Raw genomic sequence first — 24,181 nt, 5'->3', positions numbered from 1 at the left:
TGGGGAGGAAGGTTCTTGAAACTTGCGCCCTTTTTGCATTCATTTGCACCGAGTCAGTTCAAAGGAGGCACCTCATGCAACAACCCCCATATAGTCAACACAAGGCCGACGTCCTGGCCGCCCTCAACACCGACCGCACCCACGGCCTGACCGCGGCCGCGGCGGCCCAGCGGCTCACGCAAGACGGCCCCAACGCCCTGCCGACCCCGCCGCGCCCGAGCGCCTGGCGCCAGTTCGCCGACACGCTGAAGGAACCGCTGGTCATCATCCTGTTCATCGCCGTTTTTCTGGCCTGGGGCAGCGCGGCCTACGACTTCTTGGTCACCGGCAACGAGGCCCACGGCATGGCCGCGATCTACGAAAGCATCGCGATTTTGCTGCTGATCTTCGTCAACTCGGGGCTGGGCTTCTGGCAGGCGCAAAACGCGCAGAAGTCGCTGGACGCCTTGAAGTCCATGGCCGACCACCACGCCAACGCGTTGCGGGACGGCGAGTGGGTGACCGTGCCGGCGGAGACGCTGGTGCCCGGCGACATCATCTCGGTCAAAACCGGTGACTTCATCGAGGCCGACGTGCGCTGGTTGCACCGCGCCGAGCTGCAGGTCAACGAGGCGCACCTGACCGGCGAGGCGGAACCCGTGGCCAAGCAGACCCACGCACTCAGCGGTGACGTCGAGCTGGGCGACCGCACCAACATGGGCTACTCCGGCTCAATGGTGACGCACGGCAACGGGCTGGGTGTCGTGGTCGGCACCGGCATGAACACCGAGCTGGGCAAAATCGCCACGCTGCTCAACCAGGTTGCCGACAAGAAAACCCCGATCGAGCGCACCATCGCCAACCTGACCAAGAAACTGATGGTGGTCGCGATCGCCATCGTGTTCCTGACGCTTGGGCTGGAACTATTCAAGGCTTACCAAACCACCGGCGCGCTGTCCTTTGACGCCGTGGCTGAGTCCCTGTCCACTGCGATCGCGCTGGCCGTGGCCGCCATTCCGGACGCTTTGCCGGCCGTGCTGTCGATCGTTTTGACCATCGGCGCGACCATGCTGGCCAAGAACAACGGCCTGATCAAGTCGCTGAACTCCGTGGAAACGCTGGGGTCCACCAGCTTCATTGCGTCGGATAAAACCGGCACGCTGACCAAAAATCAGATGACTGTCACCTGCTTTTATGCCAACGGCGCCACCTACACCGTCGAAGGCAACGGCTACGAGCCGATCGGGGAGATCCTGCCGGACGACGACAACGACACCCCAGGGTTCAACCGCTTCATGCTCGCCAGTGTGCTGAACAACGAGGCCGCGATCGTTGAGGACGACAACGGCCACAGCGCACCGTTCGGCAACCCGACCGACGTGGCGCTGGTGGTGATGGGCCACAAGGTCGACATGGAACGCGACACCCTGCTCGACAAAAACAACGCGTTGGACATCGAGATCGTCCGCGTCCTGCCGTTCGACTCCACCCGCAAGATGATGAGCGTGGTGATCAAGGACCGCGACCAGTACCAGGTGCTGACCAAGGGCGCCCCGGACGTGATCCTGACCCACACCGACTGGGTGGAAAACCACAACCAGCTGGATTCGATTGAAGATGCGCGGGGTGCTGTCGAGGCTCAGGTGCTCGATTTTGCCAGCCAGGCCCTGCGCACCATCGCCGTGGCCGTGCGCGACATCGACCGCGACCTGGCGCTGCACGGCACCACCGCAGACTTGGAGCACCACCTAACCCTGCTCGGTGTGGCCGGCATCATCGACCCGCCGCGGCCGGAAGTGCGCCAGTCCGTGCGCACCCTGCACGAAGCCGGCGTTCAGGTCGTGATGATCACCGGCGACCACGCCGTCACCGCCCGCGCGATCGCCATCAAGCTGGGCATCGTTGCCGACGACACCGCCCCGGTAGTCGAAGGCCGCCAGATCGAGGCCATGAGCGACGAGGAGCTGTTCGCCGTGGTGCCGGACATCCGCGTGTACGCGCGTGTGTCGCCGGAGCACAAGCAGCGCATCGTGCACGCCTTGCAGCAGCATGAGGAAATCGTCGCCATGACCGGTGACGGCATCAACGACGCCCCGGCCCTGCGCGCCGCCGACATCGGCATCGCCATGGGTATCAACGGCACCGAGGTGACCAAGGACGCCGCGGATCTGATCCTGCTGGACGACAAGTTCACTACGATCGAAAACTCCGTCAAGGCGGGCCGCACCATTTTTGGCAACATCAAGAACTTCATGCGCCACGAGCTGACCACCAACGTTGCCGAGGTGCTCGCGCTCCTGTTCGGCGTCCTCCTGATGACCCACCAGGTCGGTCAGGTCGCCGCCACCGTGCCGACTCTGACCGCGCTGATGGTGCTGTGGGTGAACATGGTGTCCGACGCCCTGCCGAGCTTCGCGCTGGGCTACGACGTGCCGGAAGCCGACCTGATGAAGCAGCCACCGCGCAACGTGCGCGCCTCCATCCTCGACGGCATGCTCGTCCGCATTTTCGTCCGTGGCATCGTGATGGGGGGCCTCGTCTACGTGGCCTTCCTCTGGGGCGCCCACGCCGGCATGACCGCGGCCGAGGCCCAGACCTTGGGCTTTTTGACCCTCGTGTTCGGCCAGCTGTGGCACGTGTTTGACGCCCGCAGCACCCGCACCCTGTTCCGCCGCAACCCGTTCGAAAACGGCAAGCTCCTGGCGGCCGTGGCCTTCGCCGCCATCGCCTCGCTGCTCGTCACCCTGTTCCCGTTCTTCAACACCGTCATGGGCACCGCCCCGCTGACCGCCCCGCTGTACCTCGCCGTGATCTTCCTGCCCGCCATCCCGACGTTTGTGCTGTCGGGGGTTAAAGAGGTTTGGTGGCGGATCACCCAGCGCACAGCGTGACAGTTCAATAATCGTACGCCAAGTCGCTGTGCCGTCCTCACCAACGCCCACCAAAAGCCGCCGCACCCACTCACCCGAAAGGAGCACCCCATGGTCCTACTGTTCTGGCTGTTCGTCTTCATCAACATCGCCGCGGTCGTGATACCGCTTGTCGGCCTCGTCCTATTGCTCGTGGCCGTGGTGCACCATCGCAACTGGCAGCCCGGAGCGTGGACGATGGGGCTCGGCGGCGTGCTCCTCGTTTGGTTGGCGCTGTTTAGCATCAATTTAGCGCTCACGCTCGGCGCCTTGGGCCTGCTTGTGGCGGTGGCGCCTCGGGGTGGCGCTGCTGATCCTCGCCGCGGTTTTGCTCGGCCTCACGCTTGCCAACGAGGCAACGGCAGACGAGCCTGGGGTGGCGCGCACCACCAGCCAAGTGATCCCACACCTGCGCTGACTTGAATCGCCCGCCAATGGCGGGCGATTTTTTCAATGGCGCGGACACTTATCTGGGCCGGCTTTATTGCGCCAGCATTCTGGGCGCTCGCGCGGGCGCACGACCGACCGAGTTTCACGTGAAACGACACACGCCAAATTTGGCATAGGACGCAGGCACAAATTCAGTAGACGGCCATTTGATCAGGCGAGCCGGCCCTGTAGCAGCCGCGGCGCGCCAATTTTTGCATGGTGCGGGTACCTTTTTCCTTGAAAATTGGCCAGTGGCGCGCTGCCACAGGGGCCGCGCAACCGCGGATAAAAGTCTAAGTGACGCAAAAAAGCCGCGGACGCCGCGGCTTGATCGATTTTGGTTCACCTGTCTAACGCATACAAAAACACGAGCAGCGCGGCGCCAATTCCGGCCACCAGCAGCCCGACCAGCGCCAGGCCCACCACCGGTGCCACCCCGCTGCGACTGCGCAACGCCGCACGGGTCAGACCCAGCCCCGCCAGCAACAGCGCCACGGCGATCAGCGCCCACCACGTCCCCAAGTCCATTACCCTACGCGAGAAATGTGATGATGGCCAGGCCGGCAAACACCAGCACGGCGAGCACCAGCAACAGCACCAACACCGGCCGAACGAGCACGCCTTGGATCGGTTGACGCACCGCGCGCGTCAGGCGTGGGGCGGCAGTGGAATAGCCTTCTTCTTTGGCCGCGAAGCTGGTCTGGCTGTACCGGTCGTTGGGGCGCACCTTGCGCACCACCAGCCAGCCGACCAGCGCGATCACGGTGCCCACGGCCAGCCCGATCAGCTGCGGGTTCCCCACCGCAAACCGGTCGAAGTGGGCCATGTCGCCAAAAATCACCTTGGTGCCAAGTTGAAACGCCTCGAACAGGGGCTTGATGATGGCAACCAAGGCCACAATGATGACGCCAGAGGCCGACTTTTTGCCCTTGTCTGCCTGATCTTTTTTTCGCTTGGTCTGAACCCGTGTGCGCTTTGCCATCCTAAACCCCTCCGTGGTGCCGACGACCGCACGTCGCCTGCTGCCTTCATTATCGTGGAAGCATGCGCCTAACGCAAGGTGGACCGGTCGTCGTCTTTTGACCCCGAAACGCATTTTCGCAACTAACGATACTTGCATACCAACGCACCCCAACAAAAATAGGGCCTCGGCCCCCAACCCATTGCAATGGATCGAGGGACGCGAGGTCCTATTTTAGTGATGCAACTGACTCAGTCGGTTAAGGCTTAGTGACGTTGCTTGCGCGTCACCGCACCGCCGAGGCCGACCAGTGACAGCAGGCTCAGCGCGAGGCCGACCAGCCCGACCCAGGCCGAAGCCTGTTCGCCGGTTTGCGGCAGGTCACTCGCCGCCGGATCAGCGGCTGGCGTTGCGCCGGTAGTGTCCGCATCCCCGTCCGTGGCCGGGTCTGCGACTGCGACAACGGTTGGCTGTGGCGCCGTGTTGTCGTAGTAATCCGCGGCGGTAACCGAAACGGCTTCCGCACTCGAATCCTGCGGCACTGTGTTGTCGTAGTAAGCATCCGCGGTCACAGAAGCAGCTGGGGCACTCGTCGCTTCAAACTGCGGCTGAACGACTTCCAGGTCGTTTTGCTGAATCGTCAGCGCGGCGGCCAGGTCATCCGCCTGAGCCGTGGTCAAAGCCCCGGTGGTGAACTGCGTCGCGGCCGTCTTCACGGCCTGAGTGAACAGGCCAAAGCTCTGGGCGGTGTACTGGTACGCCTTAACGGTTTCCGGTAATGCCGCGTCCAGCGCCGCCTCAAGGGCGGAAAGGTCCGCCTTCGGAGCACTTGGCTTGGTGATCAGGAACGTCAGGGCATCGGTCAGAGCCGCACCCAGCTTCTTGGCGCTGTCCTTGGACAGGTCTGACTTAGCCAAACCGTCCTGGGCCGCGGTGATGGCGTCCTGAACCAGCGCCACACTCGCGTCCGTGTACGGTGTTGCGGCCGCGATCGTGGCCGCTGCCGCGGCTACGGCGTCGCTCAGCGCGGCCTTGTCGGCGTCATCGGCTGGGTTGCTGGTGACGTTCACGTACATCAGCGCCTCAACGTTGATCGGATTATCGCCATGATCATCGAAGCTTGGGATGACGGCTTGGATCAGCCCTTGCCCTTCAGCCACCCCGGTGACGTTACCATCTGCATCCACCGTGGCGATCCACGGCGTCAGTGAGGTGTAAACGATCCGGTCCGCGTAAGCCGTATCCGGGTTATCCAAGGTGATCCCGGAAGCCACTGACTCACCTTCCTTCAGGGCAATTGTCCCATCCGTAAAGTGGAAGTTCGCCGCAGCCTCTGGCGTCACGCGCAGATCGATATCGAACTTCTGGCCAGGGTACTGCACTGACCGGAATTCAATGGTGAAGTGACCCATTTGCTTCGGGACGATCCGCCGAGGGGTGCCTTCTGGCGCAGTTAGCTCAGTGGTAGGATCCATTTCAGAGTAATCGGCATCCGTGTTGAAGACATCGAAGACATCAAGGAAATTCAGTTCTTCTCCGGTGTCCGCATTGAAGACATGCCAATCGATGTTGCCGGTTTCACCATCAATCAAGCTTGGGTTCAGGGAGATCGGGTGGTTGATCAGCTGAATGAAGTTATCGATCTGGTTATCTGCCAGGTAGATATCCTGCGCCTGATCCACCACGTGGACAAGTAGCTGCGTGGTGTACCCATCGTAGCTCGCTTCCATCACCGCATCGCCCGCTTTGACCAACATGTAACAGCCGTTGCGAGGGTCATTGTTGTCATCGATCAACTCAATGGCGTCCCCTGACACCAGACTCCAGGAAATCCCGTGCAGAATGTGGTTCCCATCCTGATCAACGACACCAGGGAACAGCATCGTCTTCGGATTCATGTTGCCGGAAGCGGTTACCCCCAGGCTATCATCCTGCTCAATGGTGATTTCATCAAAGTCGAGCGCGATCCCTGTCACTTCTGGGGTCAGCTCAACCGTTGAGGCATGAACCCCAAGTGATGCGACCTGCCCCTCGGCGTTGGTGGCCGTGATGAAGACCGTGCCGTTTGTGAGCACCGTCACCACCCCATCAGCCGTGACCGTGGCCACGGACTCATCGGAACTCGCCCAAGTCAGGCCACCTTGATCGGCGGTAAACAGAGCCGGTTCCAGCACATCGCCCGGCGTTGCGGTGACAAAGTCTTCCGTAAACCCAAATGCCTGATCAGGGTCAACCGCCGAAGTGAGCGTCAACTGCTCTCCGGTCCCGTTAACCGCGGCATCGTCAAGGTTTCCGATGCTGATATCGGTTTCGTTGTAGCCGCGGTCAACGATCGCCAGCGTGAAGCCATCGCGCTTGGCATCCGTTGAGCTCAGCCAGCTGGTCAAGTCAAGGTCGACATACTCGTCGCCATCGATGTTGTCATAGGTTTTTTGCGCCACAACCTTGGTCGTGTAAGTCGTCCCATCCGCTTTCGTCGCTGTAAACTCACTGTTGGCCATCAGTCCGACCGCCATCAGCGTGTATTCATCGGTAACGTGAACGCGCAGGTACTTCTTACCGTCCTTTTCGATCAGTTGCAGGTTCCCGTTGACCAGTACCGGTTTCTGGGTGTCGATACGGAACGTGAAGGACTGAACGTCACCCTCATTTGCCTCACCAGACTCGTTTTCATCCGTGATCGGCAATGCCGTGATCCGGAAGGTGTACTCGCCATCCGGCAGAGCATTCCCTTCGGAATCCAGACCATTGAACGCATCTGGCATCGAAGCGGTGACCCACTGGTCGCTTTCAAAATAGTTCTTGAAGACGTCCGGGTTATCCGCTGACTCCCAAACCACATCGCCCGCTTGATTCAGCACCGCGTAGCTCAACTTGTGCGTGTTGCGCAGCAGACCTACGGAAACATGATCGATACCGTCCGCCGTGACGTCACCGTTTGGTGAAATGACCAGATCGGCCTCAGTCAGTTCAGTTTGCGTTGCGTTCCCGTCCTCATCAACATCGAAGGTATTCGCGCCAAGGTCGATGTACCCGCCAACGAAATCGGTGAAGGCCTCAGTGGTGTAGTTCTGAGAATCGCCATCATCATCATCGAACCACATGCCCGCATCAAGCGTTGGGGCCGCGGTCCAATCACCGTAGAAGGCAAGGAATGGCAGGCTCAGGTCGGTGGCTTGGCCACCCACTTGACCGAGTTTCACGAAGCCTTCAACGAAGGTCCCGTTCGCGTAAGCCGCATCCAGGTCAGCCTTGTCCGCGTCACTCAGCGTGAAGGTGTAGGTCACATGAGCGGACTTGCCGCCTGCAACCACCACTGTGCCGGCGGCGCCATCAATGACCGCCCCATCAACCGTCCACTGCTCGGCGGTCGGCGTCAGCGCCCGATCCTTCAGGGTCATGTAGTCCTTGCCATCGATTGTCGTGGCAACCGGCACCATTACTTCCCCACCAAGCGTGTAGGTCAGCATGTCTGCCCCAATATTATTGACATCGAACTCAACCGTGTACGTCCCGGTCTTGTCCGCATCATCGCCAATGTTGGCGGTCGGCTTGCCGCCGTCAACGGTCAGGTAAGCCAAGGTGTCGATAGCAGCTTGAAGGTCAACAAACCCAGCCCCTTGCGCGCGTGGCGCGGAGGTGTTGCCATCGCCGTCTTTCAGCAGCTTTGCCGTACTCATCAGCAGGTCATTGATCAAATCAGACTTCTGCACTGCCGTCAGGTCATTCCCAAACTTCTCTGGGTGTTCGTTGATGTATTCCAGCATCAGCGCCGCCACCCCGGCTACGTGTGGGGAGGCCATGGAGGTCCCACTCATTTCACCGTATGGGTTCTCGGTACCGAGCAGTTGGGTCGGCAGGGTCGACCAGATGTTGCCCCCTGGCGCCGTGATTTCTGGCTTGAGCTTCAGATCAGGCGTAGTGCCGATACTGCTAAAGACAGAGATCTGGTACGCCGTATCAATGGTCGTCGTCACCGTCTCGTTGCCGATGGTGACGGTGTTGATCCCGTTTTTCAGGTTCTCCAGCAGCTGTTCGCCGTCCTTCAGACTGATCATCCCAGCCGGAACCGTCTTGGAAGGCACGTCGGTTTGGAACGCGGAAATCGCTTCATCCACGTTGTCATACAAGATGACCCCGATAGCGCCATTCGCCATCGCGTTGGCGATCTTTTCGATGAAGGTGATGTCCCCACGACTGATCAGCGCGATCTTACCGCTGACACTCTCGCCATTGGCGGCCAGCGTGTCGTAATCTGCCGCCGTGCCAAGCCCTGGCACCGCAACGATTTCGTACGGCGTTGGGTTGGCCAAGGCACTGAGCGTCTTAAGCCCCCCAATGTAGTTGTAGTCCTGGCCGTTAGCAGTGAAAATTGGCCGCTGAATGGCCGTGTTGTCGGCACTCGCAATTGAGGTCACGGTTTCGTACGTACTTGGTGAGGAAACGATCCCATCATCTGGGTTGCTGGTATATGGCAGGTTCTGGCCGGTCAGGTTGTTAACCGCCCCATCCGTCGAGTTCCCTGCCGCGATGATGACGCTAACGCCTTCTTCACGCAGAAGGGCGTAAATCTCCGACATGTTCAGCGCGGTGTTGCTGAAACCGGCCGGGGACCCCAGTGACAGGTTGATGACATTCGCGCCAAGCTTGGCGGCATCATCCAGCCCTGCCAGGATATCGTAGTCCGCTGCACCGATCCCAGTGTCATCGAACACTTTCATTTCCAGCAGTTGGGCATCTGGTGCAACCCCCTGGAAGATGACCGTGCCGTCTTGAGCTACTTGATAGCCCGCAACGGTCCCAGAGACGTGCGTGCCGTGATCAATGTTCGCCGCGGTGTCCTGCGACCCAGGCGTAACATCCGTGTCACTCATCCCGTAGTCAAACTGGAACGGAATCTTCTCGTCGGCGTAAACGTTGTTACCGATCAGTTGGTTATCATTGGCGATCAACCCGGAAACCCGTGCTGAAGCACTCAGGTTGGCGAGTTTCGCCTCAATATCAGCCGCTGTCAGCGTTGGATCTGCAGGATCCGCTTGGAAGGCCGGGTGATCTAAGTCCACCCCTGTATCCAGAACCGCAACAACGATGCCCTTCCCAGTCAGACCCGCTTCACGCGCCGCTTCGGTGTTGAGCATATCCAAGTCAGGGCTGAGGGTGCTGCCATCTTCAGTCGTTTCAGCTTCAGCTGGCGCGCTGTAAGTTTCGCCCTGGTAGACGCCTTGAACGCCTTCCAGCGCGGCGATGGCTGCGCGGTTTGAGGCCGCGGTCGTGACTGCAAACCCGTTGAAAACGGAGGTATACGAGTACAAGATCGTTGCACCGCGGTCAATGGTAGTCCGCAGCTGACCTTCCACGGCACTTTGTTGCGCCCGGATGGTTGCAAGGGCCGCCGCTTCCGCCGCCTCGTCGTAGTCAGCGCTGTACGCATCCGCAGCGCCCGTATTGAGCAATGGCGCACCTGTCAGTTGAACAATGAAAGTGACCTGTTCGCTCGTCTGATCAGTCGTGGCCACCGGCGTTGTGGTCGTTGCCGGTGCCGTTGTCGTGCTCTTGAGCGCATCATCACCGGTCATCGTTGTTGCTGGTGTTGTTGCGGCCGCCTCAGTGTCTGGGGTTTCCGCCTCATCCGTGGCCGCTGGCGCGGTTGGCACCTTGCCTGCTTCAAGCGCGTTGATTGCCGCTTCAAGGGTCCGTGCCGCAGCGTTGGCCGCCTCAGTTGTGGTGCTGTTGTCCCCAAATGCATCTTGAGCGGCTTCATAATTAGCTTCAAACGCTGCAAATGCTTCTGCGCTGTACAGGCTGGTATCGGTGGTGTATGGTTCCGCCGCGACCAGCTCGATCGCCAAAGCACTCTTATTTGCCGCAGAGGCGGCTGTCAGTTGCTTGATCGCGCCTTGAAGCGTTGCTGCCAGCGCGTTCGCATCATCAGTGGTGTCGGCCCCGTTCAAACCGGCAACGGCAGCATCGTATGCGGCCTTGAATGTCGCCAAACTTGCCGGCGTTACATTCGTTTGCTCAGCCACATCGGCGGTCATGATGGCGATCTTCAGCGCCGTGGTGTCAACGTAATGGCCCGCCGCGTAGCCTTCCTTGTAACCAATTCGGTAAGCAGAAGAGAAGGCATCGGTCACCGCTTCGTCGAGCCCATTGCGTTTGTCAGCAGCCCCAGCAAGTTGTCCTTCCGCGACCTCAATTTTCTTCTGAATCGTCTCAAGTTCGTTCTTCAGATAACCGTTGTACCCAACCGCGTACGCCTCTTCAAGGTCTGTGGTCGGCACGGTCGCATCATCGATCAACTGTTGCACAGCTGCCGCGGCAGCCTTGAGCGTATCCTCTGATGCGGTCGCGAAATCTGGCAGCAAAGGCGCCGCTGCCGCCGTTGCGTCAGCATAGCCCGCAACGAGCTGATCGTGAGACACCTTATACCCCGCGGCGTAGCCCGCATTGGAGATGGTATCATTCAGCTGCAGGAAGCCGTCATCGACCATGGCGTTTTCCTTGCCGCCGTCTTCGAATCCGGCATCGTAGCCATAATCGTACAGCTGCTTAGCCAGCGTCATTTCGTTGGTATACACCGTCTTATAGGCTTCTGACTTGCCTGTCAGGTCCTTAGCCGTAACATCGAGTCCCAGTGCTGCGTCATTATTGGCATCGTTGATCGCGTTCATCGCGTCGATACTTGGCGTCACCTCGCCGACGATAGCTGCGGCACGTTCTTTATAGCCCTTACCGTAGTCGTCATCGCCCTGCTGTGCTACCTCCTTTTCAAACGCGGTCACAAGCATGATGAAGCGCTCAGGATTAAATTCTTCCATATTCGCATCCATCTGCATCTTATCGTCAAAGTCAGCCTGTGCCTGAATGGCCCCTGCCAGCTCCGGATCGCTTTCGCCGGTGCTTCGGCCCGCTTTATACCCTTCAAGGTAGCCGCTCGGCTGCGTCGTCTGATCGGCCGGCCGCGCATTATCGTGCGCGTCTTTAATCCCTGCTTCAAAGCCAGCTTGGTAATCCGTGTAGCCTTGCGTATAACCTTCAGGCCGCACACGCAGGTTGGCAAAGGTGTGGCTGAGCTCATCCGCCTGTGCCTGCGCCTGACCGGCCACATAATTCTTATTATATGCCGCGTACGCCAAGTCATAGATCTGCTGACTCCCAGCCGCCGTTAACCCCGTTGTGGGCGTCTTCCCGGCAATCGCATCGGCCTTCGCTTGATTGGCCACGCTGATCAACTGATTGGCCTGCATCCGGTAAGTCACGTCTTGTTCCGCGGTGCCATGTGACTCATTCAAGGTCTTCGTCAGGTACTCGTCCAACTGGGTGGCAAACGCATCGCTTTCCAGCGGCTTGTTAGCCTGCCCGACCCGTGCCAGTAAGTCTGCCGTTGCGGCATCGCGCGTGTCCGTATCCGCGTTAATTCGCGTCACATAATCGAAGCCTTGCTTGAACCCGTAGCTGGCATCAGCTGGCGCACTTTCACCGTTCTTTGCTGCGGTTGCACCCGCCAGGAAGTCATCGTAAACAAACTGGTAAGCCGGCTTGGCTTCCTCTTCCGTCGCCGACACTGGCTTCTTGTCGCCATTCAGGCTAGCAATCGCGTCTTGAATCCCCTCCTGAACTTCGGCCTTAATTCGTTCTGTATCAGTAAAGGCCTGCAGGTAGCCCGGCTGAATGCCGAGGTGCTCAACCCATTCAATCTTAAGTTCCGGCGCCTTGCCCGCCATCAGGTCATCAATGCCCATTCGAAAGCCCGCGAAGACATCCCGCGCGCCTTGAATTCCTGAGACAAAGCTGTCATCATCAAGGTTTTGGTACAACGGTAAGAACAGCTCATCATTGATCAGCATGTTCAGTGCGCTAGACTCCGTATCTCTATACAGACTCGCCTTTTGCTCATCGGTTTGTGCGTCCGGGTCACCCGTGTCATAGCCACCGCCGCGTTGGTGATGTTCTGTATCACCCGAGCCAGGGGTTTCGGTGCCGTCACCGGTCCCCGTTTCATCGCCGGTGTCATCTCCCGTATCGTCGCCGGTCTCATCACCGGTCTCATCGCCAGTGTCGTCACCGGTCTCATCACCGGTGTCTGCGTCATCCCCGGTGTCATCCCCGGTTTGTGGGTCAGTGACTGGGTCCTCATCGGTGGCCGCTGTTGGGGTCTCTTCGGTGGTCGCCGCCGCAGGTTGAACCTCGCTGGTGGTGGCTTCTGCAGCCTGAACCGTTTGCAGCGCGCCGGTTTGTGCCAGCCCGATGCCCATGACCGCGGTATAAACTAAGGCAAAGCACCACTGCTTGCCTGATTTGAACATCCGATAGTGTTCTTTACTCTCTGGTTTTTGCATCTCTTGCCCTCCACTTAATCGTCTCTGCGCGCATTGCGCTATGACCGTCAGCTGGGATCTGCCCAGGCCCCTGCCGGTTGAATCGCCCCTCCGTAAATGAGATATAAATTAAACAATAATTAGAAATGATGTTTGAAGTATACGCGCCAAATGACCAGCTTTAAAGCGCAAAAAATTAGAACATTATTAGATTTTTTGGGATTATCTCGTTTTAGTTCTCATATTAATTGACGCATCGCGCTATTCACCCAAACGCATTAAAATTCATTTTCCATCCTATTTGGACCAGTCGCTCGCCGCGTTTTGGCACAGCAAAAAAGGCGGTAAGCCATCGCTGACTTGCCGCCTGCACACTTGTTTCATCTTCAGTCCCGCCTGCTCACGGCCGGGCGACTGCCACCGCTTAGATCATGATGGTCAGAATCGCTAAGCCTACCAGTAACAGCACGGCCAACCCCGCCAGCATGAACAGCACCGGCCGCACCAGCACGTGCCGCATCGGCTGGCGTTCCACCCGCATGACGCGCGGAGCCGCAGTTGAATAGCCGCTTTCCTTGGGGGCGTAATTGGTCTGCGTGTACCGACTGCCGGGTCGGATCTTGCGAATCACCAGCCAGCCGACCAACGCGATGACTACGCCGCTGGCCAGCCCGATGAGCTGTGGATTCCCCACGGCATACCGATTGAAGTGGGTCATATCACCGAACACAGCATTGGCCGCAAAGCGAAACATTTCGAACAGCGGCTTGACGATCGCCACCAGCGCCACAATGACCACCCCGGCCGTTGACTTCTTCCCCGTGTCTGCCTTCTTCGCCTGCGTTCGGCGTGCGCGTTTTGCCATCATACCCCGCCCTTCGATCCGGCACTTCACCGCTGGATTCTTTTCCTCATTATCATGGAAGCGCGTGCAGAACGCAAGGTGGCCGGCTTACCATTGTCTTTTAGCCCCCCAAAGGCATACAATCGAGAAAAAGACTGAGGTGAGCCAAGTGAATGTTTTCCGCGCGCTAAAACTGATCCAGCTTGAGCACCAACCCCTCAACCATCAGCAGGTCGTCATCACCGATGGTGCCGGCAAGCCCGATGCCCAGCTGACCGACCTGCTGGCGGACTGTCTGAGCAAAATCGACATCTTCGCCGACCTGAGCCAGGCCGCCACGGTGCACGACATCATCGACGACCTGCACCTCCTGACGCCGCTGCCATACGATGTTTTAGAAGAGTACCAAAAAATCCTCGACCAACCGATTCAGGGCGTGAACCTCGCCTTACATAAGGGGCTGGTCGAGCTGGTGGCCCAGCCACTGGTGTAGGGCACATTAGGTAAGAAACGAGTTTGGCACAATCTAATCTGCATGGTATAATGAGGCCATGCAAAAGGGCGACGTTTGCACACGCCGCCCCTCCGCAGAATACCGTTCGTTGAACGGTGGCCGAGTGATATTAGCAATCAAGCCGCAATCCCAGGGTTGGAGAGATGCGGCTTTTTTGCTACCTTTTCGTTATTTCACGAAAGTATGTCACCAGCTTAACGGTTGCGCGAAGCAGCCGTTCGATTGCTTCGACCGAATACGTTAACGTATCGGCCGTCACAATCAGAGCTGAAATGACAACGGTGATCGTCCAAAGTGCAACGACCATCGACATAGCTGTACTCCTTTCGTTAGATTCTGACACCATGGCTAATCCACCATCGGCATCACCTTCCTTCGTCGGGTGTACCACCGTTCATCTCACTTATTCTGCTGGCGCAAGTATAACAGGAACGAAAAAAATACGCGAAAAACGTGCGATTACAGCGTTCAAACCGTTGCCACCACTGGCTTTGCCACTTTCTCGCAGGGCACTCAATCCGGCGCACCGGACCCACAGCGCGCCCCCTTGCTCAACCGCTTGCAAACCCGCACCCGGTTTGCTATGTTTACCCTAATTAATGGGGCTCACTTTGGAGGACAAATATGGCAGAACAATTACCCGCGTCGATCAAGGCCGCGTGGCGCATCGGGACGCTGATCACAATTTTCTGGTGGCTGGTGCTGTGCGGCCTGCTGGGCTGCGCGGTGCTGGTGTGGCACTGGCCGAACTGGGTGCTGTGGCTGGGACTAGGCGCGATGTTGCTCCATGTCATCATCAAGCTGGCACTGATCCCCTACCGCTACGCCACCTGGCGCTACCGGATCACGCCGACCGCCGTGTATCTGACGGAAGGGGCCATCACACGCAAGGAAACCGCCATCCCGATCAGCCGGATCCAAAACGTGACGCTTGAGGCCAGCCCAATTTTGCGGGCGTACGGGCTGCAGGCGGTGCAGATTCAAACGGCCTCGACGGCTGATGAAATCGCCGGGGTCACCACGGCCACCGCGGCCGCGCTGCGCGACCAGATCCTAACGCTGGCCCAGGAGGCGCGCGATGATGAAGCCTAGCCGCCTGCATCCGCTGGCGCTGGTCCTGATGATCGGTGGCAGCCTGATCAAGTACAGCCCCGTTTTCATTTTCGGCTTCTGGCGCGATTTTGCCCATGGCACGCTCAACCAAGAAGACGTGCTGAGTACCGCCGCGCTGCTGGCGATCGTCGCAGGCCTCATCGCACTGGCCAGCCTGGTGCGGTACTGGCGCTTCCGCTACACGCTGGGTACTTCTGGCATCACGATCGAATCGGGACTGTGGCGCAAGCAATCGACCCACATCCCCTACGCCAACATCCAGACGCTACAACGGCAGCAGTGGTTTTTCCTCCAACCGTTCGGGCTGGAGCGACTGAGCATCGAAACGGCGGGCAAGGCGGATAAAAAGGCCGAGGCCACGCTGGCCGCGGTGCCCACCCGCGTGGCCGTTGCGATCGAGGCGCACCGCCACCCCGACCAGCCGGTGACGCCAACCGCGGCCGACGCACCGGACCACACCTACACGGCCGACGCGCACGCGCTGAACCTGTACGCGCTGACGAGCCTGGGCGTGATCCCCATCATCACCGGGCTCCTGTGGCTAGTCAACAAAGCCGACGACCTCGCGCCCAAGGCCTGGGTCGCCAGCGTCGAGGCGACGCTCGCCCACCTAGCGCTCGCATTGACGCTGGGGCTGGCCGTCCTAGTCCTCGTCCTCGGCATGGGCCTGTCGTACTTGAACCTGTGGCAAAAATACTACCGCTTCACCCTGACGGCGACCGGTGAAACGCTCACCACCACGCGCGGGCTGCTCGCGCGCAACACCGTCAGCGTGCGCACCCAGCGCATCCAAGCCGTGCGCGCCAAGGCCAGCATCCTGCGTCAGTGGTGCCACCTGACCACCGTGCAGGGGCTGACCGCCTCGCGCGCCGCGGACGATGAAAGTGATGACGACCTGGTGCTGATGCCGGTGGTGACCACGGCCAAGGTGCTGGCCACGATGCAGCCCTTCATCGCTTGGCTGCCGGCCACCATGCCGCCACTGACGCGGCCGGTCGCCACCACCCGCTGGCGCTTCGCCCGCAACGCCGCCATGGGTTACGCCATCGTGGCCGGCCTCGCCCTGGTGGCCAGCTGGCTGTGGTGGCCACCAGGGCGCCTCTGGGTGACCGGTGGCGCAGGGCTGCTGCTGGTGCTGGGCACCGCGCAAGGCGCCTATGCCGCGCGTCAAACCGGCGTGGCGGTACTGGACACCAATCGCATCGTGGCGCAATCCGGTCACTGGTTTGCCCAAGAGACCTTCTTCATTCGCCGCGCCACGGTCCAAACGGTCAGCCGGGCGCAAAGCCTCTGGATGGCGCCGCTGGGTCTCACCCACCTGACCCTCAACCTGCGCAAGGGCAACGGCAATGAGGCGGTCACGCTGAAGTACCTGAACGCGGCCACGGTGACGGCGGTGATGACCTGGTTTCAGCCGCACGATTCACACTGAGCACACGAAAAGCACTGAGACGCCAAGTGACGCGTCTCAGTGCCTTTTGAGTGGCTTGATCCCGGCTTGGCAGACGCCGCTAATCCGCAGTTGTTTCGGTTTGGCGTCGCCGCCACCAGGCGAGCACGGCCAACAGCAGTAGCAAACCGACCACAATGAGGGCGATCAGCCACCACGGGAGCCCGAATAGCGCGGGGCCGGTCGTGCCCGTCCGCTCGTCGCCAACCACCGTGAACCGCGTTCGAAACTGCCAGCGATACTTTCCGGTGGTCGCCGTCAGATCGAGCCAGTAGCGCCCCGGGGCCAGCGTGGTTGGCGGAAAGACGGCAAAGTCAAAGTGTGAATTAGGCGCCATCGCAAAATTTTGCACCGTTCGCGTGACGATGGTGCGCGTCCCCGGGTCAGGCGTCACCGTCGCCCGGATGGTCATCTCGCCAAAGAGCCGGGGCTGATCGTTTTGAAGGCGCGCCAACACCGCGGGCTGGCCCGCTTGCGTGCCCGGTTGGACGGACACCAGCTTCATGCGCGGCGCCACAAGCGTCTGACTGACCTGAAGCTGCACGCCAACCACAAGCGCGAACTGGTTCGCGAGGCCAAGTGGCGTGCTGCTCTGGCTGCCGGCCGCGTACGCCGTGCGGTCCTGCACAAAAATGCCGCCGAGCACTTGCCCGATAAAACCGCTGGCCGGCGGCACCACCGTGAGGCTGACCGGGCGCGCCTCGTGGGCAGCCAACTTGAACGTCACAGGCGCCGAGCTGATTTCACTGAGCCGCACCTTCGCGCTTGCATCCTTTGAAGCGCCTGGGTCATAACTGATCTGCCCCGTGTCCGTGGTGAACGCGTCCGTCATCTGCACCCGCATGTTTTTGGCGGCGTCCGATTGGTTCGCGACCACCACCGTCAGCGTCTGCGCCGTGCCAGGCACCACCGCCAGATTAAAGTAACCGGTGTCGCCGCCCAGCTGCGTGACCGGCAACTGCGGGGTGACCGTGAAACCCGCCCCGGCGGCCGCAACCGGGCGCGGGGCCCCACTCACCCAAAGGCCGACAAGGAGCAACCACCCCCACCATCGTCGCATGCTATCCCTTCTTTCAGCCGAAAAGAACTGGGCCCCCAGTCACCTCGATCCCAGTTCCCTCATCGTGACTTACAACGTCGCGCGTCTTACTCTGCCGCGGCTGCGGTTGGGGTGGCCTGAAGGGTCCAGTTCAGCGTGGCGTGGTACACGCCGGTCTTGGCCGCTGGGTTTTGCATCAGCGCCACCGAGGCGCTCGCCACTTGCCCGCGCGTGGTCCCCGTGCCAAGCGCCACCGGGGCATCCAGCACGGTGGCCCCACCAAGGAGCTGGCCGCCGGCGGTCGCCGCGCCGATGTTATCCCCGGTGAACGGGGCCGCGAAGTTGAAGGCGCTGAGGTAGATGATGTCGCCTGCATCCGCCTGCGCATCGCTACCTTCACGCTCGAACGCCCCAACGCGGGCCATCAAGTGCCAACCCGCATTATTGCCGCGATAATCCGACACAATGAGCTCGCCGTTCGCGTTCCCATCGTAAGTTGGCACGCTGGCCGTCTGCGCCGCATCCGCTAAGTTCAGCGTTACCGCGCCGCGGATCACATCCGCCACTGAAGTCGACTCAAACTGAAAGTCCGGCACCGCATCCAGCGTCAGGTACCCCGGCAACAGTTCAGCCGTCGCCGTGCTATCCGCTTCCGCATCGATGTCTCCTTCGGCGATAAATCCCTCCCCGACCGTGGCCGCCGCGATATTATTCGCCGCATCCCCCCGGCCGCTGCCCGTGGCGGCAACCACCGCCTGGGCCGTTCCTGCGCTGAGCAATAGGCCACTGATCAACCCAACGCCCAGCAATGTCTTGAGTGTCATGACAATGTTCCTCCTTTTTGCCGACCGCCCCGGCCCTTGCGCACGCAACAGTCGCGCGCGGCAGGTGACCGAGGCACCATCATGTGGCTGCCGCAGAAGTCCCAGAAGCACGCATCAGATTCATCGTCAGTGTACGACGAGTCGTTATTTTTCGTCAAATTTTCGCTTAAAATAACAGGGGTTAATGCTTATATTGTCGTTATTATATCGGGTTGGCCGAGCAACCCCTTGCTGGCCCTATGCCCTCGGGTGACGGCTTCGGCTGACCGATCACCCGAAGATGACAGCGTACTTTCTCCCATCCGGGCGCGTGCCCACAGCAAGCGCGACGTTTTTTGTGAAACCGGTTGCAATTCTTGAGATTCGTGAAATAATGAACTTGTTCAAACAAATCCAAAGGAGCGCACACGCATGAAAATCAAAGCAGCGGTTGTGGCGGAACAAAACGCCAATTTTGAAATCAAAGATGACATTGAACTGGCCGAAATGGGGCCGGACGACATCCAAGTGCATATGGTGGCCAGCGGCATCTGCCACTCCGATGAAGCCCTGCGCATCGGGGACGCGATCATCGACTACCCGATCGTCCTCGGCCATGAAGGCTCCGGCATCGTCGAAAAGGTCGGCCCGGAAGTCACCCAGTTCGTTCCCGGTGACCACGTCGTCCTGTCATTTTTCGCCTGTGGGAACTGCAAGTCCTGCCTGAAGGGGATCCCGACGCAGTGTGAGAACTACGCGCACAACAATCTTTCCGGGGTGCGGCCGGACGGTTCCAGCCACTTCACCGAAAACGGCCAGCACGTCGCGGACATGTTTGACCAGAGTTCCTTCACCACCACGACCGTCGTGCGCGAGCGCAACGCGGTGAAGGTGGACAAGGCTCTCGACCTGCGCAAGCTCGGCCCGCTGGGATGCGGCTACGTGACCGGCTCCGGAACCGTTTTGAACACCCTCAAGCCACGCCCAGGCGACACGATCGCGGTCTTCGGCACCGGCGCCGTGGGTCTGGCTGCCATGATGGCCGGGCGCATCTCCGGCTGCGTCAAGGTCATCGGGATTGATATCATCGACAGCCGCCTCGCCTTAGCCAAAGAGCTGGGCGCCACCGACACCATCAACTCCAAGGGCATCGACGTGGTTCAGGCGGTCAAGGACTTGACCGGCGGCCGCGGCGTGGACTGGGCCGTCGACACGACCGGCGTCACGCAGGTCATGGAAGATTCCATCAAGGTGCTCGCGCAAGGCGGCACCACCGCCACCATCGCGGTGACCCCGCACCACATCGACGTGGACACCTGGAACGACCTGTGTGTTGACGACAAGAAGATCGTCGGCGTCAACATGGGCGATTCCATTCCACAAGTCGATATTCCGCGTCTGATCGACTTCTACAAGATGGGCCTCTTCGACTTCGACAAAACCGAGAAGTTCTACGATTTCGACCAGATCAACGAAGCCAACGCCGATTCTCGCTCCGGCAAAACCATCAAGCCGGTGCTTGTGATCGACGAGGATTACGTTCCGGGTGAGTAGCTGAGCTGAATCCTTGTCACGCAAAATAGGCCTCAAAGCGGCACGCATGCTGCTTTGAGGCCTGTTTTAGTGTTGCTTCAAAATCACCGCGGCGGGGTCACCAGACTTACGACCCGCCGCGCAGGCGATCATCGCGCGCGCCGGCGCACGCCTAGCGCCGCCAGTCCCGTCAGCGCTAATAGTGCCAGCCCAACGCTCGCCCAGCCGGTCGCGCGCTCCCCTGTCTGCGGCAAGGACCGCCGCGCTGCCCGCGTGGTGCGAGTCACCCGGTGACGCGCGGGCGTGATGGCGCTTTGAGGCGTCTGCAGCAGCTCGGTTGCGCGTGGCTGTGGCGTTTCACGGTAACCGTCCGGGCCGTAGCCAAGTGCGTGCAAGTCATCAACGGTGATGCTATCGTTACCGGCGACCTGAACCAGCTCCCACACGTGCACGTTTGACGACTCTGCCGTGTCATCCGGCAGCATCGCGCCGCTGTCGTCTCGGAATACCGGGTCACCGACTTGGACGATCTCCCACACGTGCACGTTTGACGACTCCGCCGTGTCATCCGGCAGCATCGTCCGTCCCAGCCGTAGCTGATAGGTGGTATCCGTTGCACCGATCGTCAGCTCTTCCGTAGCTGGCAAATTGCCATCGATCAGGACATAGTTTTCCTTCATCAGCGCCGCTAACCGCGTTTGGGAATGATACGCCACCGTGGTATCGGTCGGGCCCTCGAGGTCATCGGCTGCCAGCAATGCCCCTGTGTTGGCGTCAATGTAGTTGATCTTGATGTGCTGGCGCGTTGGCGTGTAGTGCACAACCAGCGGCGCTAAAGCCGTGTCGTCCGCAGGGACCAGTGCCGGAATGCTGGCCTGGTCACTGGTGTAGCCGGCGATTTCGGGGGTTGCGACTGCCGCAAACCCACGGGGATCAACCGCCACTGTGGTCGCCTGCGTGACAAGGTCCGTCGTGCGCGTCACCGCAACGGCTTGTGTCACCGGGACGGGCGTCTTGGCACCGGCGCCAACGTATGTGATGTGACGTTCAAGGGTTGCCTGCGTCACATCGATGCGGTGCGTCAGCGGGATCGTCACCGTCTGCCCCTGCATGGCCAGTGTCAGCGCCTCAGGCAGGGCGGACAGCGCATTCGCCGCGTAGCCGGCCTGCGTCAACGCTGCCAGTCGGTCGGTCACGGCCTGCCGGTCCCCCGCGGTTTTGACCCAGCCCGTCACGGCCACCGGAGCGCCCAGCGCTTGCCCCGTCACCGCGTCGGTGAACTGCACGTTGAGCTTGACCGGTCGGTGCACCTTGACCGTGACCGCGTTGGTCTGGTTCGCGTTGGCGAAGGTGATGGGGTCGGCCGGCGTTTGCTCGGCCAAAACGTACCCCTGCGCGGCCAACTTGGCCATCTCAGCCTGATACTCGGTGGTGGTGTTCAGCGCCACCGAGGTGTTCAAGGCCCCGGTGCTGTCCTGCTGCGCCAGCGTGGCCCCGGTGTCTTGATCCACATAGGTCACGTGCACCGTACCCACCGCGTGATAGTTGAACGACTTCAGCGCAAACAGCTGCGTCGAATGGGCGTCACCGGTTGACCCCGAGATGAAAAACGACACCAGGCGGTCCGCCGGAATATTTGCCTTGATGTCACGAGTCCAGGTCAGCGTCTTTGCCGCGGTCGAACCGCTGGCCGGCTTCGTCAGGTTCACCGTCAGCGTCCGGCTCGCCGCATCAAAGTGGACGTGCAGGTTCGTATAACTCACATCGATCGGCTGCGCGGACGCCGCATCTGTGTCAATCGTCACACCGTTCGCTGCGGTACTGACAAACGCCCCAAACCGATGTAACATCCCAGCCGGATCGGGCCCGAAGTAGGGATGGCCGGTCGCCGGATCGATATCGATTTTGGCGGCACCAGCGTTGTAGTACGTGTCCGCCTTCCAGCCGAACGCCTCGGGTAGCGTCGCGAACCCAAGCGACCCGCCCTTGCGGCCTGTCTGGTTGCTGTTCCCCGTGTGAAACCCGATCCCGATGCCGTCTCCTTGGCCAATGGTGATATTCGCCGTCATGTCAAAATCGTAGCCCAGATCGATCTTGGAGTTCAGCGTCAGGTTCCCCGACTGATTCTGGCTGTCCGGCGTCAACATGACTGCCCCGTTGCTGATCCGGGCAGCCCCGTTCAGCGTGAAGTTCTCGGTCAAATCCGCGATCCCCCCGGTCAGATCCAGGTTTTGGCTCTTGTTATCGGCCACCTGACCGACCGCCGGTGCTGCGTCCGCCAAAACGGGGCTCCCGGGCAGCTGCCCAGCCGCCACGCCGAGCCCGGCGATGACCAGCCCCGCCACCACCCAGCACTTCCCCGCCTTATATAACTTATAACGACATTTCTCGATCTGTTTCATGCTCATTTCCTCCTCAGGATGCTTGCCCATCATTGCCTTGTCCGTCGATCCGCGCGACCAAGTGCGTAAGCTTCAGTTGCAGGCGCGGTTGGTGAATTCATAGTGTTTTTTAAAATATAATTGTAATTATTTATACATTTAGAAAAACCGAAGCGAATTTCATCCAAATCCCCGTTATTCAGCATTTTCAGGTTATCTAATAACTAAATAATTAATATTAATTACTTTTTGCACTCGGTTCGTTATGTTTTTTAACACAAATCAAACTAGCAATGCAAGAATTTTGTCTCGGCTTAACCCACTTATTCACGCACGGCACAGTTACACCGGCCACGTGAGCCACCGCGCCAGCCGGGCCTGATGGCTAAGGGGTTTAATCAATTCACCCCACGTGCAGGTGCGACGCTGGTTTCTGCTCGGTACGGTCGGCCCCCACCGATACGTCAGTGGCCGGCCACGAACTGTGCCTACCAACCAACAAATGCGCACACCAAAATGGGCGCACCAGCCGGCGCGCCCATTTTGGGAGAAGGATCAATCGTTCAACTGATAGGGTGGATCTGCCGTCGCAAGCAGGGCTACGCAGACCGGCGATCGGCACCCAGCCCACATCGGCTGAGCAAGACGGTTTGCCAGCAGACGTTGACAGGTCGCGAGCCTGCACGGCGATCAACTTGCGCGTCACTTACCAAACCACGCCGCGCGAAAGACCCGGTCAAAGTAATGGATCGCTTGCTGCGTCCGCCCGATTTTGCTCGGCGAGTTGCAGTGTCTGAATTCGCTGGGTCAGCATTTGCCGCAAGCCCCCCACACGTGGCAGCACAGCAATTTGCCGCCCACCGGCTCACCGAGCGTCACAAGCAACACATCTAGCGACCCTGCGGCTCATCGCCGTAAATCCAATTTTGCATCCGCGCAGCCTGAGCCGATGTACGATAAGCATTGCCATCAAACCAGATACCAGCACCGCTAGCCAGCGTCATCACTGGGACCTGCTGACCATCATCGTAACGATAGCGCACATAGTAATCTGTGCCGGCCCCCGCGGTCTGCTGCACACCACGCGCGTTGATGAACTGCGGCGATCGCCCGTATGGCCAATCTAACCGCATGCCGGTACCGTCTGCCGAAGCAGCATCCGTGGTGGCCAGATGCTTGTCACCAAAACCGTTCGTGAAATGTTGAACCGCATCACCGCTGTACGTGTACCAGGTGCCTGCATACGACGCCGGCCAAACTTGCGGCTTGGCCGCCACTGTGGCTGCGTTGGCCGCATTCAAGTCGGCGTCAGTTTTGGCTGCTGGCTTCTTACCGGTGACGATTTCGATAAAACCTTGATACAGCGCGACATTCTGCGAGTCGGCCAGGTACAAGACGCCACCGTTCGTGGTCATCGATGTGAAAATCACCGGCCGCCCATTGTGCAGGCAAAACAGGTACAGGATCTCATCCATCTCCCCAGCGCCCGGCGTATACGCCGCGGCCAGCAGCTGAAATTCGGCCGCGGTGAATCCGTTAGCCGTCCACTGCATCTGTATCGGTTGCTGGCCCCACGTCATCGTGATTCCCTGATTGGCCGTCAGTGCTTCGGCATCCACCCCGTAGTAGTTCAATGGCTGGTCGTCGTACGTCCCGATCCAGTGTTGCCCCATCTCACTCGACCACTGCTTCATAAAGGCGCTCAACTGTCGCTTCTTAGTCGCGCCCCAGGGTGCAGCTGCTGGCGCCTCGGTTTTCTTCGTCGATGGACTGGCCTCTGAAGGGCTACTGACACTTGATTGGCTGGCCGGCTGTTTCGACTGACCCGTTGTTGCCCCACACCCCGCCAGCAATAGCGCGCTGAATCCAACGAGACTCCACCCAATAACTCGCTTCATTGACGCTTCC

General features: G+C 60.0%; 14 protein-coding genes. 6 read left to right on the top strand and 8 right to left on the bottom strand.

From position 1 onward, the window contains the following. Nucleotides 1-74 precede the first annotated feature (74 nt). The gene (locus EKM88_RS01175) at nucleotides 75-2,870 is read left to right on the top strand and encodes a cation-translocating P-type ATPase (RefSeq protein ID WP_125702352.1); all 2,796 of its coding nucleotides are present in this window, start codon (nucleotides 75-77) and stop codon (nucleotides 2,868-2,870) included. 90 nt (nucleotides 2,871-2,960) lie between these two features. Beyond that, nucleotides 2,961-3,311 carry a hypothetical protein gene (locus EKM88_RS01170; protein WP_125702351.1) on the top strand — a complete coding sequence of 117 codons (351 nt, stop codon included), beginning with the start codon at nucleotides 2,961-2,963 and terminating at the stop codon, nucleotides 3,309-3,311. Between the two features lie 348 nt (nucleotides 3,312-3,659). Here EKM88_RS01170 and EKM88_RS01165 read toward each other — a convergent pair whose 3' ends face one another. The 4 genes from EKM88_RS01165 to EKM88_RS01150 all read right to left on the bottom strand — a co-directional run bounded on the left by EKM88_RS01165 (nucleotide 3,660) and on the right by EKM88_RS01150 (nucleotide 13,461). Continuing rightward, a complete protein-coding gene (locus EKM88_RS01165) occupies nucleotides 3,660-3,845 on the bottom strand; it encodes a hypothetical protein (RefSeq protein ID WP_164511955.1) in 186 nt (61 codons plus the stop codon). A 4-nt stretch (nucleotides 3,846-3,849) separates the two neighbouring features. Beyond that, nucleotides 3,850-4,299, bottom strand: a complete 450-nt coding sequence (locus tag EKM88_RS01160) for a hypothetical protein (protein ID WP_125702349.1) — start codon at nucleotides 4,297-4,299, stop codon at nucleotides 3,850-3,852. A gap of 245 nt (nucleotides 4,300-4,544) precedes the next feature. Further along, a complete protein-coding gene (locus EKM88_RS13615) occupies nucleotides 4,545-12,617 on the bottom strand; it encodes a S8 family serine peptidase (RefSeq protein ID WP_125702348.1) in 8,073 nt (2,690 codons plus the stop codon). A gap of 403 nt (nucleotides 12,618-13,020) precedes the next feature. Further along, nucleotides 13,021-13,461, bottom strand: coding sequence for a hypothetical protein (locus tag EKM88_RS01150; RefSeq protein ID WP_125702347.1), 441 nt, complete (start codon nucleotides 13,459-13,461; stop codon nucleotides 13,021-13,023). A gap of 148 nt (nucleotides 13,462-13,609) precedes the next feature. On the opposite strand from EKM88_RS01150, the gene EKM88_RS01145 reads away from it, so the two are divergent. From EKM88_RS01145 to EKM88_RS01135, 3 genes are all read left to right on the top strand, one after another. Then, nucleotides 13,610-13,933 (top strand): hypothetical protein, encoded by a 324-nt coding sequence (locus tag EKM88_RS01145; protein ID WP_125702637.1) that lies wholly within the window; start codon nucleotides 13,610-13,612, stop codon nucleotides 13,931-13,933. A gap of 645 nt (nucleotides 13,934-14,578) precedes the next feature. After that, nucleotides 14,579-15,046, top strand: a complete 468-nt coding sequence (locus EKM88_RS01140) for a PH domain-containing protein (protein ID WP_125702346.1) — start codon at nucleotides 14,579-14,581, stop codon at nucleotides 15,044-15,046. After that, nucleotides 15,033-16,499, top strand: a complete 1,467-nt coding sequence (locus EKM88_RS01135; RefSeq protein WP_125702345.1) for a PH domain-containing protein — start codon at nucleotides 15,033-15,035, stop codon at nucleotides 16,497-16,499. Before EKM88_RS01140 ends, EKM88_RS01135 begins: the two co-directional genes overlap by 14 nt. A 79-nt stretch (nucleotides 16,500-16,578) precedes the next feature. On the opposite strand, the gene EKM88_RS01130 is transcribed toward EKM88_RS01135, so the two are convergent. Both EKM88_RS01130 and EKM88_RS01125 read right to left on the bottom strand, forming a co-directional pair. After that, on the bottom strand, nucleotides 16,579-17,577 hold the full coding sequence (locus EKM88_RS01130; RefSeq protein ID WP_125702344.1) for a DUF916 and DUF3324 domain-containing protein: 999 nt from the start codon (nucleotides 17,575-17,577) through the stop codon (nucleotides 16,579-16,581). Between the two features lie 86 nt (nucleotides 17,578-17,663). Then, nucleotides 17,664-18,380, bottom strand: coding sequence for a WxL domain-containing protein (locus EKM88_RS01125; RefSeq protein WP_125702343.1), 717 nt, complete (start codon nucleotides 18,378-18,380; stop codon nucleotides 17,664-17,666). 411 nt (nucleotides 18,381-18,791) lie between these two features. Between EKM88_RS01125 and EKM88_RS01120 the strand changes: the two genes are divergently transcribed. Beyond that, nucleotides 18,792-19,913, top strand: coding sequence for an NAD(P)-dependent alcohol dehydrogenase (locus EKM88_RS01120; protein ID WP_125702342.1), 1,122 nt, complete (start codon nucleotides 18,792-18,794; stop codon nucleotides 19,911-19,913). Between the two features lie 128 nt (nucleotides 19,914-20,041). Here the strand turns inward: EKM88_RS01120 and EKM88_RS01115 are convergent, their stop codons facing one another. Together EKM88_RS01115 and EKM88_RS01110 are read right to left on the bottom strand one after the other, a co-directional pair. Continuing rightward, the gene (locus tag EKM88_RS01115) at nucleotides 20,042-22,294 is read right to left on the bottom strand and encodes a lectin-like domain-containing protein (protein WP_164511954.1); all 2,253 of its coding nucleotides are present in this window, start codon (nucleotides 22,292-22,294) and stop codon (nucleotides 20,042-20,044) included. Nucleotides 22,295-23,163: 869 nt separating this feature from the next. Next, entirely contained in the window at nucleotides 23,164-24,171 is a 1,008-nt protein-coding gene (locus tag EKM88_RS01110) for a DUF4767 domain-containing protein (protein ID WP_125702340.1), read from the bottom strand. Nucleotides 24,172-24,181 lie beyond the last annotated feature (10 nt).

The sequence above is a fragment of the Lacticaseibacillus daqingensis genome, from assembly GCF_003946115.1.
Classification (GTDB): Bacteria; Bacillota; Bacilli; order Lactobacillales; family Lactobacillaceae; genus Lacticaseibacillus; species Lacticaseibacillus daqingensis.
Note: the sequence above shows the minus strand (reverse complement) of the source record. Positions and strands in the feature narration are given on the sequence as shown.

What these genes read in the sequence shown, in the direction of transcription:
- EKM88_RS01125 (WP_125702343.1), bottom strand. Translation starts at nt 18,380, where the DNA reads ATGACACTCAAGACATTGCTGGGCGTTGGGTTGATCAGTGGCCTATTG.
- EKM88_RS01165 (WP_164511955.1), bottom strand. Translation starts at nt 3,845, where the DNA reads ATGGACTTGGGGACGTGGTGGGCGCTGATCGCCGTGGCGCTGTTGCTG.
- EKM88_RS01120 (WP_125702342.1), top strand. Translation starts at nt 18,792, where the DNA reads ATGAAAATCAAAGCAGCGGTTGTGGCGGAACAAAACGCCAATTTTGAA.
- EKM88_RS01135 (WP_125702345.1), top strand. Translation starts at nt 15,033, where the DNA reads ATGATGAAGCCTAGCCGCCTGCATCCGCTGGCGCTGGTCCTGATGATC.
- EKM88_RS01150 (WP_125702347.1), bottom strand. Translation starts at nt 13,461, where the DNA reads ATGGCAAAACGCGCACGCCGAACGCAGGCGAAGAAGGCAGACACGGGG.
- EKM88_RS01110 (WP_125702340.1), bottom strand. Translation starts at nt 24,171, where the DNA reads ATGAAGCGAGTTATTGGGTGGAGTCTCGTTGGATTCAGCGCGCTATTG.
- EKM88_RS01175 (WP_125702352.1), top strand. Translation starts at nt 75, where the DNA reads ATGCAACAACCCCCATATAGTCAACACAAGGCCGACGTCCTGGCCGCC.
- EKM88_RS01130 (WP_125702344.1), bottom strand. Translation starts at nt 17,577, where the DNA reads ATGCGACGATGGTGGGGGTGGTTGCTCCTTGTCGGCCTTTGGGTGAGT.
- EKM88_RS13615 (WP_125702348.1), bottom strand. Translation starts at nt 12,617, where the DNA reads ATGCAAAAACCAGAGAGTAAAGAACACTATCGGATGTTCAAATCAGGC.
- EKM88_RS01140 (WP_125702346.1), top strand. Translation starts at nt 14,579, where the DNA reads ATGGCAGAACAATTACCCGCGTCGATCAAGGCCGCGTGGCGCATCGGG.
- EKM88_RS01115 (WP_164511954.1), bottom strand. Translation starts at nt 22,294, where the DNA reads ATGAAACAGATCGAGAAATGTCGTTATAAGTTATATAAGGCGGGGAAG.
- EKM88_RS01160 (WP_125702349.1), bottom strand. Translation starts at nt 4,299, where the DNA reads ATGGCAAAGCGCACACGGGTTCAGACCAAGCGAAAAAAAGATCAGGCA.
- EKM88_RS01170 (WP_125702351.1), top strand. Translation starts at nt 2,961, where the DNA reads ATGGTCCTACTGTTCTGGCTGTTCGTCTTCATCAACATCGCCGCGGTC.